17 protein-coding genes and 1 tRNA gene are annotated in these 15,872 nt (G+C 34.3%); 11 read left to right on the plus strand and 7 right to left on the minus strand.

What is annotated here, in order from left to right:
• Nucleotides 1-70 precede the first annotated feature (70 nt).
• Nucleotides 71-2,332, minus strand: coding sequence for a tetratricopeptide repeat-containing hybrid sensor histidine kinase/response regulator (locus tag PBT91_RS12860; protein WP_270058871.1), 2,262 nt, complete (start codon nucleotides 2,330-2,332; stop codon nucleotides 71-73).
• Nucleotides 2,333-2,409: 77 nt separating this feature from the next.
• Here PBT91_RS12860 and PBT91_RS12865 point away from each other — a divergent pair, with 77 nt between their 5' ends.
• The gene (locus PBT91_RS12865) at nucleotides 2,410-2,769 is read left to right on the plus strand and encodes a DoxX family protein (RefSeq protein ID WP_270058872.1); all 360 of its coding nucleotides are present in this window, start codon (nucleotides 2,410-2,412) and stop codon (nucleotides 2,767-2,769) included.
• Between the two features lies 1 nt (nucleotide 2,770).
• Complete coding sequence (locus PBT91_RS12870) at nucleotides 2,771-3,349, plus strand: alpha-ketoglutarate-dependent dioxygenase AlkB family protein (RefSeq protein ID WP_270058873.1); 579 nt, start codon at nucleotides 2,771-2,773, stop codon at nucleotides 3,347-3,349.
• On the opposite strand, the gene PBT91_RS12875 is transcribed toward PBT91_RS12870, so the two are convergent.
• Complete coding sequence (locus PBT91_RS12875) at nucleotides 3,346-4,128, minus strand: S1/P1 nuclease (protein WP_270058874.1); 783 nt, start codon at nucleotides 4,126-4,128, stop codon at nucleotides 3,346-3,348. The genes PBT91_RS12870 and PBT91_RS12875 overlap by 4 nt on opposite strands.
• A gap of 127 nt (nucleotides 4,129-4,255) precedes the next feature.
• Between PBT91_RS12875 and PBT91_RS12880 the strand changes: the two genes are divergently transcribed.
• From PBT91_RS12880 to mqo, 8 genes are all read left to right on the plus strand, one after another.
• Nucleotides 4,256-5,116: an SPFH domain-containing protein gene (locus PBT91_RS12880; RefSeq protein WP_270058875.1), complete on the plus strand. Its 861-nt coding sequence runs from the start codon at nucleotides 4,256-4,258 to the stop codon at nucleotides 5,114-5,116.
• Nucleotides 5,117-5,118: 2 nt separating this feature from the next.
• On the plus strand, nucleotides 5,119-5,601 hold the full coding sequence (locus PBT91_RS12885; protein WP_270058876.1) for a hypothetical protein: 483 nt from the start codon (nucleotides 5,119-5,121) through the stop codon (nucleotides 5,599-5,601).
• Complete coding sequence (locus tag PBT91_RS12890; RefSeq protein ID WP_270058877.1) at nucleotides 5,598-6,500, plus strand: alpha/beta hydrolase; 903 nt, start codon at nucleotides 5,598-5,600, stop codon at nucleotides 6,498-6,500. Before PBT91_RS12885 ends, PBT91_RS12890 begins: the two co-directional genes overlap by 4 nt.
• A gap of 3 nt (nucleotides 6,501-6,503) precedes the next feature.
• A complete protein-coding gene (locus PBT91_RS12895; RefSeq protein WP_270058878.1) occupies nucleotides 6,504-6,674 on the plus strand; it encodes an Arc family DNA binding domain-containing protein in 171 nt (56 codons plus the stop codon).
• Nucleotides 6,674-7,489, plus strand: coding sequence for an HAD family hydrolase (locus PBT91_RS12900; protein WP_270058879.1), 816 nt, complete (start codon nucleotides 6,674-6,676; stop codon nucleotides 7,487-7,489). The genes PBT91_RS12895 and PBT91_RS12900 overlap by 1 nt, the downstream gene beginning before the upstream one ends.
• A gap of 180 nt (nucleotides 7,490-7,669) precedes the next feature.
• A complete protein-coding gene (locus PBT91_RS12905; RefSeq protein ID WP_270058880.1) occupies nucleotides 7,670-8,935 on the plus strand; it encodes a DUF819 family protein in 1,266 nt (421 codons plus the stop codon).
• 106 nt (nucleotides 8,936-9,041) lie between these two features.
• Nucleotides 9,042-9,791 carry a DUF4369 domain-containing protein gene (locus PBT91_RS12910; protein ID WP_270058881.1) on the plus strand — a complete coding sequence of 250 codons (750 nt, stop codon included), beginning with the start codon at nucleotides 9,042-9,044 and terminating at the stop codon, nucleotides 9,789-9,791.
• A 139-nt stretch (nucleotides 9,792-9,930) separates the two neighbouring features.
• Nucleotides 9,931-11,439 carry a malate dehydrogenase (quinone) gene (mqo, locus tag PBT91_RS12915; protein ID WP_270058882.1) on the plus strand — a complete coding sequence of 503 codons (1,509 nt, stop codon included), beginning with the start codon at nucleotides 9,931-9,933 and terminating at the stop codon, nucleotides 11,437-11,439.
• Nucleotides 11,440-11,562: 123 nt separating this feature from the next.
• Here the strand turns inward: mqo and PBT91_RS12920 are convergent, their stop codons facing one another.
• The 5 genes from PBT91_RS12920 to idi form a co-directional block, all read right to left on the minus strand.
• Nucleotides 11,563-12,504 carry a hypothetical protein gene (locus PBT91_RS12920; RefSeq protein WP_270058883.1) on the minus strand — a complete coding sequence of 314 codons (942 nt, stop codon included), beginning with the start codon at nucleotides 12,502-12,504 and terminating at the stop codon, nucleotides 11,563-11,565.
• A gap of 69 nt (nucleotides 12,505-12,573) precedes the next feature.
• Nucleotides 12,574-12,647, minus strand: a tRNA-Thr gene (locus PBT91_RS12925).
• A gap of 10 nt (nucleotides 12,648-12,657) precedes the next feature.
• Nucleotides 12,658-12,921, minus strand: a complete 264-nt coding sequence (locus PBT91_RS12930) for a hypothetical protein (protein ID WP_270058884.1) — start codon at nucleotides 12,919-12,921, stop codon at nucleotides 12,658-12,660.
• A gap of 114 nt (nucleotides 12,922-13,035) precedes the next feature.
• Nucleotides 13,036-13,446, minus strand: coding sequence for a 6-pyruvoyl trahydropterin synthase family protein (locus tag PBT91_RS12935; protein ID WP_270058885.1), 411 nt, complete (start codon nucleotides 13,444-13,446; stop codon nucleotides 13,036-13,038).
• Nucleotides 13,446-13,961: an isopentenyl-diphosphate Delta-isomerase gene (idi, locus tag PBT91_RS12940; protein ID WP_270061462.1), complete on the minus strand. Its 516-nt coding sequence runs from the start codon at nucleotides 13,959-13,961 to the stop codon at nucleotides 13,446-13,448. The genes PBT91_RS12935 and idi overlap by 1 nt, the downstream gene beginning before the upstream one ends.
• 162 nt (nucleotides 13,962-14,123) lie before the next feature.
• Between idi and PBT91_RS12945 the strand changes: the two genes are divergently transcribed.
• Nucleotides 14,124-15,713: a peptide chain release factor 3 gene (locus tag PBT91_RS12945; RefSeq protein WP_270058886.1), complete on the plus strand. Its 1,590-nt coding sequence runs from the start codon at nucleotides 14,124-14,126 to the stop codon at nucleotides 15,711-15,713.
• Nucleotides 15,714-15,872: the final 159 nt, after the last annotated feature.

The following is a 15,872-nucleotide window of genomic DNA, read 5'->3' on the forward strand; positions in this document are numbered from 1 at the left end:
AAAAGCGTTGCTTTAATAGAGCAACGCTTTTTTATTTCTTTACAAATTTTCCAGAAAAGTGAAAAGTACGCTATAAAGTTACTGGCAGAATATTTCTATAAACCACCTGATAAAATTTTTGTGTATCGTAAGGTTTTATAATAATGTCATTCATTCCTGCGCTATGTATTTCTTCTCTAAATTCTTCGACTTCTACAGCTGTTAATGCTATTACCGGAATAACCTCATTAAATTCACGAATTTTACGAGTAGCTTCCATCCCGGTTATTCCTGGCATATTTACATCCATCAAAATAAGATCAAAATTGCCATTTCTAACTTTCTCTACCGCTTCATTTCCATTTTGAGCAATTTCGCATTCAAAGTTTTTCTGCTCTAAAATTCTTTTGGTAACGATTTGATTAATGCGATTATCATCTACAATTAGAATACGGCTTTTTAAGTCTTTTTGCATTTCTTCCGGTATAGAATTGTTTGCGTTATTTATTTCAAGCTGAGGTAAAACTACTTTTTCTTTATCGATTTGTAAATAGATCTCAAAACTAAAATTAGAACCTTTGTTTTCAATACTATTTAAATGAATATCAGATTCAAATAATTTGAGCATCTTTTTTACAATGGGTAAACCTAAACCTGTACCCTGATAATTGTAATTGGCAGGTTTTATTTGAGAGAATTCCTGAAAAATTTCCTTTTGTTTGCTTTGCGGTATTCCTATACCATCGTCCTCTATCTCAAATCTAAGTTTGCATTGCTCTGATGTTGCACTTAGGCATTTTACCCGAACCCAAATATTGCCTCTTTCGGTAAACTTTAGAGCATTCCCCATTAAATTTACCATTATTTGGGATAATCTTACCGAGTCTCCTATTAAGAATTGAGGGACATCTTGATCAATTTTAAGATGTATGGTATTTTTATTCTGAATCCTGGTAAATTCTAGTGTTTTATTAATGCTTTCCAGCAAATCGCCTAAATGAAAAGAAATGTATTCTAATTTCGCTTCCTTAGATTCCATTTTATTTATTTGCAATACATCGTTTATTAAAGCCAAAAGATAGTCTGCAGAGAACTTTAGCGATTTAAGATCGTTTTTATGATCCTTTAAACTCTTGTCCTCTAACAATAAAGTAGTTAAACCAATAACACCGTAGAGCGGCGTTCGAAGCTCGTGGCTTACAGTGGAAAAGAATTGCGTTTTTAGGTTTGATAAACGCTCAGAAGCTTCCTTCGATTTTTGTAATTCAAGATTTTTTTCTTTCAGCTCGTCAATCAATATTTTCCGCGAACTATTAATTTTATATAGAAATATTAGGATTATGGATAAAACAATGGCAGCAACCACAAGTAGAATAAGCTTTTCGTTAGACTTCTCGATAATTTTTTGTTGGTATTGCTTATCTTTTTTAACCAGTTCTAGATTTTTTTGATATTGATTTACATCGAATCTTGCATTAGCTGCTTGTATTTGAGTAGTCTTTTGATAATCAGAAACGATAGACTCATATTTATTTTGTTTTTTTAAAGCTGAAAAGGCTTCTTTGTAATTTCCATTTCTAAAAAGCATCTCAGCGTACCATTTATAAGCTTCTGCTCCCTCATATTCTAAACTATCACGATCTACAATTTCTACTGAATTCTCAAAATAAACCCTTGCAGAGTCAACTTCATTTAATGCTAAGAAATACCTTCCATACAGCGTATTAACATCGGCGTTTATATAAGACAACGGCCTATTTTTCAGGATTTTCGTGGCATTATCTAAATATTTTTTCGCTTTAGAAGATTGATTTTTATCAAGATACGTCCAGGCAATATTAATGTTTGGCGCTATCAGCTCTTCTTTATTATCCAACTTGATAGCAAGATCTATTACTCTATTGTAATAAGCGATTCCTTTTTGATAATCTCTATTAGATTCTGAATAGATATTCCCTAAATTATTAAAGGCCCACATCAATAAAGTATCATCATTTGCTGCGGTAGCATACTTTAAAGACTTTTTATAATGGGATTTAGCTCTAGTTGTATCTCTTAGCTCTTCGTAAGCCGTTCCTAAATTATTATGGGCATGATACAGGTAATAATTATTATCTCCTGCTAATCCTATAATATTCATCGCAGATTGGATGCCTTTATGGTAATTGTGATTATCCAAATATTGGACAGATGTATTTAGCAGATTTTCAAGGCTATCATTACTCACCTGAGCATCCATCCGAAGAAATACCAGATTTGTTAATAATCCTAAGATGAATATTTTACTAATCAAGCCAGATGGAGAATTAAAAATAATAGCATCGAAAATTACACGATTTAAGCCAATTACCAAAAAAAATAAGCTAAACTCGACAAAAACTTAGTCAAACTACCGTAAATTTATTATCTATTTAAAAAAAAAGAACTTTTATGCATTATCCGTGGCATTTATATTTAATGGGTTTCATGTATGCTATAGCAGGTATTAATCACTTTATAAAACCAAAAATGTATGTAAACATTATGCCTCCCTATATTCCGGCACACCTCAACATGGTCTATCTTAGCGGTATTGCAGAGATTATTTTAGGAATAGGTGTTTGTTTTGCCTTAACAAAAAACTATGCTATCTACGGAATTATAGCAATGTTGCTCATATTTTTCACCGTTCATTTTCACATGCTTTCCTCTCCTGAAGCCGGAGCAGGTTTACCTAAATGGGTATTAATTCTTCGCATTCCACTACAGTTTTTATTAATTTGGTGGGCATGGTTTTATTTGAAATTTTAAAATGACTGAAGAGATCAATCTTCCACAGGCTAAATTAATTTACATTACTAATTTTATAGAAACCGAGTTTGCAAATTTGGTTTTTGAAAAATTATATACGGAAACCGACTGGATTCAGGAACCCATTAAAATTTTTGGAAAAGAAATGATGCAACCAAGATTGACGAATCTTTTTGGCAAGAAGCCTTATTCCTATTCCAATATTATAATGAAACCAAATCCTCTGCCTGAAGTACTTCAGCAATTACAAGTTAAGATTGAAGAAGTGACAGATTCAAAATTCAATATTTGTCTAGCTAATTTATATCGCGATGGCCAAGACAGCATGGGCTGGCACAGCGATGATGAGAAAGAACTGGGGAAAAATCCGATTATCGCCTCGGTAAGTTTAGGAGGAGAAAGGATGTTTCATCTTCAGCATAAAACAAAAAAAGAGCTAAAACAAAAGTTTGTTTTAGCTCATGGTAGTTTACTTATAATGGCAGGTGAAACTCAGCACTATTGGAAACATCAGCTTCCTAAAACTAAAAAACAAGTTTCGCCAAGAATTAACCTCACTTTTAGGCAAATCTTGGATTAGCCATAAATTTCATTTAAAATCTTTGCTAAACGTATACCGCCCTTTTGTAATTGTTGTCTAATTGTTGGAAACCACTGGTACATGTATTTGTAACCAAGGTCATTATCTTCTTCAACAGATTTGTATAATTCTTCCGCAAGATCCCTACTTTCGTGCACCCAATCTAATAAGTTTCCGCTCTCGATAACCTTAATTTGCATTTTGCTTAATTCATCACGATTTTCAGCAAGCTCAGTATAACTCATCTGGTAAGAATCGATCATTTTGCTATCCCAAACGCTGTGGATATTGGTCTTTTTTCCAAACCATTCTACATCAACTCTATTGCCCCCTAAATCTGCAGCATGCCCAACGTGAAATGGCTGATGCAAATCTCCTACAAAATGAACAAGCATTTTTAAATGAAACTGCTTATCTTCTCTGGTTGCGTTTTTATCTTCCAAAACTTCAATACACTTTCTAATTCCCACCACAAGATCTCCATCTTCACTAGCATGTTCAATATCGTACTCGGTTGCCTCTGGATCTATATTCACGTAATGCCAAGGGCTATATTTTCTATAAGAAGGATCACTTTTAATGTCATCACCATGATTTGCTACAAATGCAAGGCTATGCCCATTTAATAATTTATCAATTGCTTTCTTAGCCCTCCTGTTTAAATGAACTTGCGCAATTTCACCAGTAGTTCTATGGCCTGTTTTACCCCACTCTATACCATTGGCCAAACCAAGATTGCTAATTAATAAAGCGCAAAGTACAATCAATACTCTTTTCATTCTGTTTCAATTTTGCTGCAAATATAACTAAGCTTAAGTAATTTAAATGTTAAACATCTAAAGTGACTGGTTTTAATTCAATATATTAGTAATATCATTTTAATATCAATTAAAAATTAAACTACCAATGACACAAGAAAAATCTTCATCTCCATCGAATGGCTATTTCATGCTTTTCATCTTCGCAATTCTATTTCTCGGAAGTATTTTAGGGTTTATTGCTATCAAAAATCCATGGTTTATTTTAGGGATTTTCTTAGCGATATTACTTGCACCGGGATTTATTTTAGTGAATCCTAATGAATCACGGGTGCTTCTATTATTTGGAGATTATCGCGGTACTGTAAAAAAGAATGGGCTTTTTTGGGTAAATCCCTTTTACACTAAAAAGAAAATTTCGTTACGTGCCAGAAACTTTGACAGTGAACGATTGAAAGTAAACGATAAACTGGGAAACCCGGTGATGATAAGCACTATCTTGGTTTGGCGTGTAAATGATACTTACAAAGCCTCTTTTGATGTTGATAATTTTGAAAATTTTGTAGTGGTACAAACCGATGCAGCGGTAAGAAAGCTGGCTAGTATGTATCCTTACGATAATTTTGCCGATGAAGGTTTAGATGAAGATATTACCTTAAGAAGTAGTGTTAACGAAGTGAGCGATGCACTAGAAAAAGAACTAGATGAACGCCTGGAAATCGCCGGAATCGAAGTTTTAGAGTCCCGTATCGGTTATTTGGCTTATGCGAACGAAATTGCCAGTGCCATGCTTAAAAGACAACAAGCTACGGCCATTGTAGCCGCTCGACATAAAATTGTTGAAGGCGCTGTAAGTATGGTAGAAATGGCTTTGGATGAATTAGGCAAAAAAGAGATCGTGCATTTAGATGAAGAACGCCGTGCTGCCATGGTAAGCAATCTAATGGTGATTCTTTGTGGCGATAAAGATGCCTCTCCCGTTGTAAATGCCGGTACACTTAACCATTAAATATGAGAGTATTTAAAGAAGAGCAACGATTTACACAGTGGTGGCTTATCGCAATCTTTACAATAGTCATCCTGGGAATTTTACTAAACTTTTTTTCTTATGAAAAACCGCTACAGCAATTCTCTACCTTCAGTATAGTGAGTAAAACAATAGGGATAATAATTGGCGTAGGTATTTTTTTAGTAAAAATGCGCACAAGAATCGACAAATCTGGAGTTGAAGTTTGGTTTAGTCCATTTAGATTTACTCGAAAATCTTTTACATGGAAAGAGCTTGAAAAAGCACATACTAGAAAATACAAACCTGTTACCGAATATGGGGGCTGGGGAATTCGCGGCTTAAACAAACCAAAGGCTTATAATGTAAAAGGGAACAAAGGAATTCAGTTAAAAACAAGAAAAGGACGCTATTTTCTTATCGGCACTCAGCAACCAGATAATGTAGACCGAGTAATTCGTAGATATTTTAATAATTCAGAACAATGAAAAAAATACTATTAATATTATCGATTTTAAACATTAATTTTTGTTTTGCTCAATTTGAAGATAAAGAAATTAAAATAAACAAATATGTTCATGGCACCCTTTGCCAACCCTCTGAAACAACAGAAACTGCTGCTTTAATCATTGCAGGGTCGGGACCAACAGATCGTGATGGTAATAATCCTATGCTACAAAACCACAGTCTAGAAATGCTGGCGCACGGTTTAGCTGAAAATAATATTGCCAGCTATAGATACGATAAAAGGATCTTTAGAATGCAGGAGCTACAATTTACCGAAGCTGATCTTTCTTTCGATAATTTTATTGAAGATGCCATAACCGCATTACAGTATTTAAAGGATTCGCTTCATTACAACAAAATAGTTGTTATTGGTCACAGCCAAGGCTCTTTGGTTGGGATGATCGCAGCTAAAGATCGTGCTTCAGGATTTATTTCTCTTGCCGGGCCTTCAGAAAAAATGAGCACAAAATTAATTGAGCAGATTAGCAACCAATCGGCAGCCTATGGCGATACCACTAAAGTTTACTTTCAGCAATTACACGAAAAAGATACTATAGAAAAAGTAAATCCATTTTTGATGAGCATTTTTAGACCATCGGTTCAGCATTTTATAAAAACCTGGGATAAATACGAACCTAAAAAAGAGCTTAAAAAACTCGACATCCCTATATTAATTGTAAATGGCAACAAAGACATTCAGATAAATGTTCACGATGCCGAAGGCTTAAAAAGTGTGGTAAGTGATGCCGAATTATTACTTTTGGAAAATATGAATCATATTTTAAAGTCTGAAGCCGAAACTAAGAAAAATGAAGAAGGAGAATTGATAGTGCATCCAGATCTAATTCCCGCACTTACAAAATTCATTCAGGAATTATAAAATATGGCTAAGAAAAAGGCATTTGCATTACGGGTAGATGAAGACATGCTAAAAGCTGTTGAAAAATGGGCTTCAGATGAATTTCGAAGCACCAATGGGCAGATCGAATGGATGCTTAGCAAATGTTTAAAGGAAGCAAAGAGACATCCTAAAAATAAAAATCAAGAAAAATAATGAATTATAAAATTGTCTTTTCAGACATTGACGGTACACTTTTAAATAAAGAAAGAGAATTATCACCATTCACCATAAAAATAATTAAAGAGGTAAAAGAAAAACTTCCCGTAGTGCTCATTTCGGCTAGAATGCCAGATGCAATGCACCACCTTCAGGAAGAACTTGATATTAGAGATTCACCAATAATTGCTTATAATGGCGGACTCGTTTTGGTTAACGACCAACCAATTAGCTCTGTTGAAATCCCAATGGATGCTTTAAAAGCTATACATCAATTTAATACTGAAAATAATCTTGATGTACACTTGAGTTTATATCACCATGATGAATGGTATGTTCCGCAAACCGATTTTTGGGCAGAGCGCGAAGAAAACAATACCAAAGTGGCGCCACAAATAAAACCAAATGCTGAAGTGATCGAAAAATGGACTTCAGAAAACAAAGGACCACATAAGATTATGGCTATGGGCGACGAGGCAAAAATCGATAAAATTAGCGAGTTTTTATCTAAAAATTATAGCGACGATCTACACTTTTACCGCTCTAACAATAACTACCTGGAAATTGCGAATAAGGAAATTTCTAAATTTTCTGCAATCCAATATTTATTAGATAATCATTACAAAATCTCTACGGAAGAAACTATAGCTTTTGGTGACAATTATAATGATATAGAAATGGTTGGTGGCGTAGGAATGGGCGTTGCTGTTTCTAATGCAAGACAGGAAGTTAAAGACGTTGCTGCAAAAATTACCGGACACGGCAAAGAAGATGGTGTAGCACAAATGCTTCAGGAAATATTTTCTTTATAATCTGTTGTGAATAAAATAAAGGCTAAGCAAGCAAGCTTTTTATTTTAATAAATCTATTTCAAGCTATCCCGATATCTATAGCTATCGATATCGGGATTACTATTTAACCCCAATTATCTACTGAAAACTAAATTATGTAGGTAGAATATAATTTGTATTTTGCCTGCAAATCTTAATTTTATGGAAGACATGCCGGTTTTTACTAATGATGCTGTAGTATTAGGTTTATTAATGCTATCGCTTGGTTTTGTTTTTTATACCTCGTCGATCAAAACTGGTTTTTGGGCAAAGTTCTATAAAATAGTGCCTGGCGTTTTGATGTGCTATCTAATTCCGGCGATTCTAAATTCTGCCGGACTTATAGACGCGTCGGTTTCTAACCTTTACTTTGTTGCTAGTCGATATTTATTACCGGCTTCTTTGGTTTTAATGACTTTAAGTATTGATCTAAAAGCAATATTTAATTTGGGACCAAAAGCTTTAATTATGTTTTTTGCGGCTACTTTAGGAATTATTATTGGTGGCCCAATCGCTATATTATTAATTTCTGCAATATCACCAGAAACTGTTGGTGGTGCAGGATTCGATGCTACATGGCGTGGACTTTCTACCCTGGCAGGTAGTTGGATTGGCGGTGGTGCAAACCAGGCAGCAATGTTAGAAATTTATCAATACAACCAAGAAAAGTACGGTGGGATGGTGTTAGTTGATATTGTTGTCGCTAACCTTTGGATGGCCATCGTGCTTTTAGGAGTTGGCAAAAGTGACCGAATAGACAAATGGCTGCAAGCCGATAACTCTGCTATAACTGATTTAAAAAATAAGGTTTCAGCATATTCCGAAAGCGTTAAACGCATTCCCAGTTTACCCGATTTTATGATTATTCTGGCACTAGCTTTTGGTGCTGTTGGAATAGCTCATTTTGGTGCCGACGAGATTTCAAGGTTTCTAATAAGTACTTTTGATGTTTTTCAGGATAAAAAAAGTACACTCGCTTCTTTTTCTTCTGAATTTTTCTGGATGATCACCATAGCTACTGCTATTGGAATTCTACTTTCTTTTACTAAATTTAAAAAATACGAAGGCGCCGGTGCTAGTAAAATAGGAAGCATTTTTATTTATGTTCTAGTGGCAACCATTGGTATGAAAATGGATCTTGGCGCAGTATTCGAAAATCCTGGATTAATAGCAATAGGTTTAGTTTGGATGAGTATACATGTACTTATTTTATTAGTAACCGCTAAATTGATAAAAGCCCCATATTTTTTCCTTGCAGTAGGCAGCCAGGCCAATGTTGGTGGCGCAGCTTCTGCTCCTGTTGTTGCGGCAGCATTCCACCCATCATTAGCTACGGTTGGCGTCCTTCTCGCTGTTTTTGGATATGTAGTGGGAACCTATGGAGCGATATTATGTACTATGCTAATGCAGATCGCTTCAGGAAGTTAGGATAGTAGATAATTTTAACTTCGGTATAATTAAAAAAAATTAAATCTTCAATATTAAGATAAAATAGAAAAATATAGGATATTTGCCTTGCTTAAACCAAGATACAATGAAAAAAACTAGCTTACTTTTACTTACTGTTCTTAGCATTATCGCCTGTTCCCAAAAAGAAACCAATCTTAAAGTTTCCGGAAACATTAAAGGACTTAAAAAAGGTACGCTATTTCTTCAAATGATCGAGGACACTGCTTTGGTAAGCGTAGATTCTGTAGAAATCAACGGAGACTCTAATTTCTTGCTTCAGGCTAATATTGATAGCCCGCAAATGATGTATTTATACCTGAATAAAGTTGACAATTCTGAATTTGATGATCGCTTAGATTTCTTTGCTGATGAAGGAGAAACCAAAATAACAACCTCCCTTGAAAAGTTTGAAACCGATGCCAAAATTACCGGTTCTCAGAATCAGGAAAAGCTTACAGAATACCGTAAAATGATGAGCAGGTTTAATGATAGTAATCTGGATATTATTAAAGAAAACTTTGAAGCTCAAAAAGCTGAAGATGATGATAAGCTTATAGAACTAGATAAGCGCTACGAAAGTCTTTTAAAGCGTAAATATCTTTACACCGTAAACTTTGCTCTTAATAACAAAGATTTAGAGGTAGCCCCTTACCTAGCCCTATCTGAAGTATTTGATGCCAATATTAAATATCTAGACACTATTTATAATTCTTTAGAAAAGAACGTTAGAAAATCTAAATACGGTAAGCAACTAAAAAGTTTTCTAAAAGAGCGTCGCGCAGAAGAAAAATTAGAAGACAAAATAGAAGCAGATAACGAACAATCCAATTCTTAATTGCAATAGATAGAAAATTTAAAGCCGCATTATAGCGGCTTTTTTTATTCGACATTTTAGAAAACATTGCTAAAAAGCTTTAAGAGAACCTTAGTAGTTGTTCGCTAGCCTTTTCTTTAACTTTGAGAAAAAGGCTTATATGATTGCGAAACCTAATCCTAAGGAAAAATATGATTTAATTTGTGTTGGAGGCGGAATAATGAGTGCCACTTTAGCGCTTATGACCAAAATTATAGATCCCGATGCAAAGATTATTATTTTTGAACGTCTTAAAAAAGTAGCTCAAGAAAGTACAGAAGCCTGGAATAATTCGGGAACAGGACATTCCGCATTTTGTGAGCTCAATTACACTCCAGAAAATAAAGATGGCAAAATAGATATTTCTAAAGCCAAACAAATATTTCAGCAATTCGAACAATCAAAGCAATTCTGGTCTTACTTATTAGAAAAAGGGTTGCTGAAAAATCCCAAAAACTTTATTCATTCCATACCTCATCATAGCTGGGTTACAGGAAAAGACAATGTCGATTTTCTTAAAAAAAGACATGCAGAAATGACCAAAAGTTTTATGTTCTCAGAAATGAAATTTTCTGAGCAAACTGAAGACTTAAAAAAGTGGTTTCCGCTAATAATGAAAGATCGTAACGATAGCGAGCCTATGGCAGGAACTCGAATGGAACTGGGAACAGGAGTTAATTTTGGAAATTTAACCGAGGAATTTTTTCGCATCTTGAAGGAGGAATTTGAGGTTCCAATTCTCTTAGATCATGAAGTATTGGATATTGATCCAGATGGCAAAGATGATTGGCTAATAGAGGTAAAATACAACAAAACCGGTTATAAAACCTACTACGATAGCAAACACGTATTTATTGGTGCCGGCGGTGGTGCATTGCCCCTACTCCAAAAAGTAGAGATCGAAGAAAAAGAAGGTTACGGCGGATTTCCGGTAAGCGGCCAGTGGCTGTTTTGTAAAAATCAAGAAGTAATTGCAAAACATGATGCCAAAGTATATAGTAAAGCTGGACCAGATGCTCCACCAATGTCTACACCACACTTAGACACGCGCTACATTAATGGCAAAAAACAATTGCTTTTTGGACCTTTTGCAGGTTTTAGTACCAAATTTTTAAAAGAAGGATCATATCTAGATTTACCTAAATCGATCAATTTTAAAAATATCCCGTCCATGTGGGGTGTTTTCTGGCATAATATTCCGCTAACCAAATATTTGTTGGAACAAATAAAAATGGATCATGAAGACCGAATGAATGAACTTCGGAATTTTGTTAAAGATGCAAAATCAAATGAATGGGAATTAAAAGTAGCGGGACAAAGAGTGCAAATTATCAAAAAAGATGAAGAACAGGGAGGAACGCTAGAATTTGGGACCGATGTGGTTCATTCTAAAGACGGAAAAATTACAGCACTTTTAGGTGCATCACCTGGAGCTTCAACAGCAGTGCATATTATGATCGACGTTCTTAAAATCGCTTTTCCAGAAAAACTGAAACAACCTCAGATAAAGACCAAACTCGATGAAATGATCCCAATTTGGAACCGGACAATTACAGAAGAAAATAAAGAGGAGTTTAGAGAAATTCAGAAAAAAACGTCAAAATTACTAGAACTAGATGTATTACATTAATTGGTCGTGAGTATTGAGAATTTAGACTTTAGAAACTAGATTCTAGACCTAGAATTTAAAATGTTAAACTTGCTTAGTTTATAGAAATAAAAAACCTCCAGAAATCTTAAGGAGGTTTTGCTGTTATTCTAAAATAAACTCATTAACGATCACTTCGTCATTGAAACCATCATTATAAGTAATTTTTGTAGCAATATTAGTATCAGAATCAATTATGGCTTCAATTTTATATTCTTCATCGAGTTTTAAAATATTATTCACACTTTGTAGAACATTTTTAGAAGTCTCGCTCGTCGCAAAAGCATTAGTTTCACCGCCTAATAAATTGTAAACTTCTTTACCAAAAGTAGCATCGTAAATAAATGCTTCGGGATTTATATCATCTGTATAAGTGTAAACAAACTCCGTATGCCCAAACATATTCGCAGTCAATTTGTTAGAATTCTCATCATATGTAGAAATAACTGTATTATTATCTGAATAATACGGACCATTTGCTTCATAATAAACTAAATTTCCTTTTTCTGAAAGAACATATTTATGCGTTTCACGATTTTCTATATATTCATCATTAATTTCATTTTTAGTAGAAGAATTAGTATATATGGTATCATTGGCATAAGTATGAACAGATTTATAATAGTTGTCATCATAATCATCTTCAGAAAAATATACGTAACTTTTTAATCGGCCTTCATTATCATAGCTAAATTCATAACTACCAAGAACTTTATTGTCTTGTTTCTTCATGAATTTTAAAATTTTCCCATCTGTATCATATTGATAATGTATTGTTGATGTATCTACTGAAACAGTTTCATTATTATAATTTATTCTATAATTATAAGAAACGCTTTCTAATAATTTATTATTTTTTAAATGTGATACCATAGAATCACTAACCTTCCAGGATCCATCATAATTCCTACGATAGGTTGCCGATACCCATTTACGTATTTTAATATCTTGGTAAGAAGCTTCTGTTATCTCGCTATCATCTGAAGAGCAAGCCTGAAAAAAAACGAAAGACAACATTAAAAATACGATAAAGTAATTTTTTTTCATTTTGATTGGTTTAAATATAAAAAATTAGACATAAAAAAACTCCTTAGATTTTCTAAGGAGTTTTTTTTGAGCCGATGGAGGGACTCGAACCCACGACCTGCTGATTACAAATCAGCTGCTCTAGCCAGCTGAGCTACATCGGCGTCACTCTAATTATAGAGCATTTATTTTTCCAACAAGCTTTTCAGCTTTTTCTTTTAAATCTTTTTGAACTGCTTTAAAATGTTGCTTTTTATTTTCAACATCTTTTTTGTTGATTTCAGCGATAATTTCATCAAAATCTGCGATAGCCTCGTCCACTATGGCTTCTGTTTTTGCAGAATCTTCAGGAGTTGTTTCCTGATGGATGTATGCAGCTTCAATAATATCACCGAATACATTATTCGCGTCCCGCTTAAGTAATCTTTTACTTGCCATATCTTATAATTTCGGCTGCGAATTTAATTCATTTTCCGAATATAAAAACACTTTTCTGTATTTTTTTTCAAAAATCTTAATTTATCAACTTTGTTCAGAATGTAATCTAAAAATTTATTCGCCTTTATACGTCACAAAATTGCGTGGTGTTTCGTATAAAGTTACCTGAAGATCTAAATTCTCTCTTAATTTATCACGCAATTTATTCCAGATCACTACCGCAATATTTTCAGCAGTTGGATTTAAACTTTTAAATTCTTCCACCTCAACATTCAAGTTTTTATGATCAAATGGGGTTTCCACTTCGGTATAAATAAGATCCTTCAATCGCTTAAGATCCATCACAAAACCAGTTTCAGGATCAATCTCTCCGGTAACCGATACGGTAAGCTCGTAGTTATGCCCATGATAATTGGGATTACTGCATTTTCCAAAAACTTCAAAATTCTTTTCGTCACTCCATCCTTTTTTAAAAAGTCTATGTGCCGCGTTAAAATGAGCTTTTCTATGTACCGTTAGCCTCATTACGAAATATGATTATAATATTTATCGAATATGATTTTAAACCATTCAGTATAAACATCTGGGTTTGCTTTCATATCTTCTTTCACTTCTTCAAGACTTACCCATTTCCAGGCATTTACTTCATCTGGATTAGGTTTAGGGTCTTCATCGTAATGTCCAACCAAAATATGATCAAATTCGTGTTCTGTGAGTCCATTTTGAAATGGTGCCTTATAAATAAAAGAAATGGTATCTTTAAGTTCTGTCGTAAAACCCATTTCTTCCATCAAGCGACGTTTCCCGGCTTCTACGTTAGATTCCCCTTCTCTTTGGTGACTGCAACACGTGTTAGTCCACAGTCCAGGAGTGTGATATTTGGTAAGCGCTCGCTGTTGTAACATCAGCTCTCCTTTATTATTAAAAACAAAAACCGAAAATGCACGATGTAGCAATGCTTTCTCGTGCGCTTCTATCTTTTCCATCAAGCCGATTTGCTCGTCTTTTTCGTTCACTAATATTACCTGATCTGTTCCCATCATAAAATTTAGAGCTCCAAATGTACAAAATCGTACTTATCTTAAAAACCTGAGTTTTTGGTTCCAAAATTCAATATTAGTCATTCAACTTTAAATATGACTAACAAGGCATGTTTAAAATTCCTTAAAATAATAGTATTTTTGCGCCACAAATATCGGTAGATGAAAACTTTTCAGAAAGAATTACGGCGTAGAAGAACCTTTGGTATTATCTCTCACCCAGATGCGGGTAAAACAACGCTTACAGAAAAACTCCTACTTTTTGGAGGTGCAATACAAGAAGCAGGTGCTGTAAAATCGAACAAGATCAAGAAAGGAGCAACCAGTGACTTTATGGAAATCGAGCGGCAACGTGGGATTTCGGTAGCAACTTCGGTTTTAGCATTTGAATATAAAGACATTAAAATTAATATTTTAGACACTCCTGGACACAAGGATTTTGCTGAAGATACTTTTAGAACCTTAACAGCGGTAGACAGTGTAATAGTTGTGATTGATGTTGCAAAAGGTGTTGAGGAACAAACTGAGAAACTGGTTGAAGTTTGCCGTATGCGTAATATCCCAATGATCGTTTTTATCAATAAAATGGATCGTGAAGGTAAGGATGCGTTTGAACTTTTAGATGAAATTGAGCAAAAATTAAATCTAACGGTAACTCCGCTCTCTTATCCAATCGGGATGGGATACGACTTTAAAGGAATCTACAATATTTGGGAAAAGAACGTTAACCTGTTTACAGGCGATCCAAGGAAAGATATCGAAGATACCATAGAAATTTCAGATTTAAGTTCTTCAGAATTAGATGATTTAATTGGTAGTGATTCTGCCGATGAACTTCGTGAAGAATTAGAACTTGCACAAGGTGTTTATCCTGAATTTGAAAATAAAGCTTACTTAGAAGGTCGCTTGCAACCAGTATTTTTTGGTTCGGCTTTAAATAATTTTGGTGTACGTGAACTACTGGATTGTTTTATCGATATTGCTCCGCCTCCAAGACCAAAAGAAAGTGATGTGCGTGTGGTAGAACCTGCTGAAGATAAATTCACCGGATTTGTATTTAAAATCCATGCCAACATGGATCCTAAACATCGTGACCGCCTGGCGTTTATTAAAATCGTATCTGGAAAGTTCGAAAGAAATAAAAACTACCTACACGTTCGTCATGGCAAAAATCTAAAATTCTCTAGTCCCAATGCATTTTTTGCTGAAAAGAAAGAGATTGTAGATACTTCTTACGCAGGAGATATTGTTGGACTTCATGACACCGGAAACTTTAAAATTGGTGATACGCTTACCGAAGGGGAAACTTTAAATTACCGCGGGATCCCAAGTTTCTCACCAGAACATTTTAGATATATCAACAATGCCGATCCTATGAAATCTAAGCAATTAGAGAAAGGTGTAGATCAATTGATGGACGAAGGTGTTGCGCAGTTATTTACTTTAGAATTTAATGGCCGTAAAGTAATAGGAACCGTAGGAGCGCTTCAGTTTGAAGTAATCCAATACCGATTAGAACACGAATACGGTGCGAAATGTACTTACGAAAACCTGAATGTTTTTAAAGCAACCTGGGTAGAAGCTGAAGATGAAAAGAGTGAAGAATTTAAAGATTTTAAACGTGTAAAATCCAAATTCTTGGCTAAAGATAAACAAGGACAATTGGTGTTTTTAGCCGATTCTCAATTCTCATTACAAATGACACAGCAAAAATATCCATCTATTAAATTCCATTTCACTTCGGAATTTTAAGTTAGGATCATCATAAAAAGATCAAAGGAAACTCCCCTGTTTTTGATAAAATCAGAACTGGGGAGTTTTTATTTTACTACAGAATAATTGAAGTTTCAATGCTTAAAAAATATTCTTGGTGGTCGCGAAACTTATTCTGAAAAAGCCATGATTAGCGGT

The sequence above is a fragment of the Zunongwangia sp. HGR-M22 genome (assembly GCF_027594425.1).
Lineage (GTDB): Bacteria > Bacteroidota > Bacteroidia > Flavobacteriales > Flavobacteriaceae > Zunongwangia.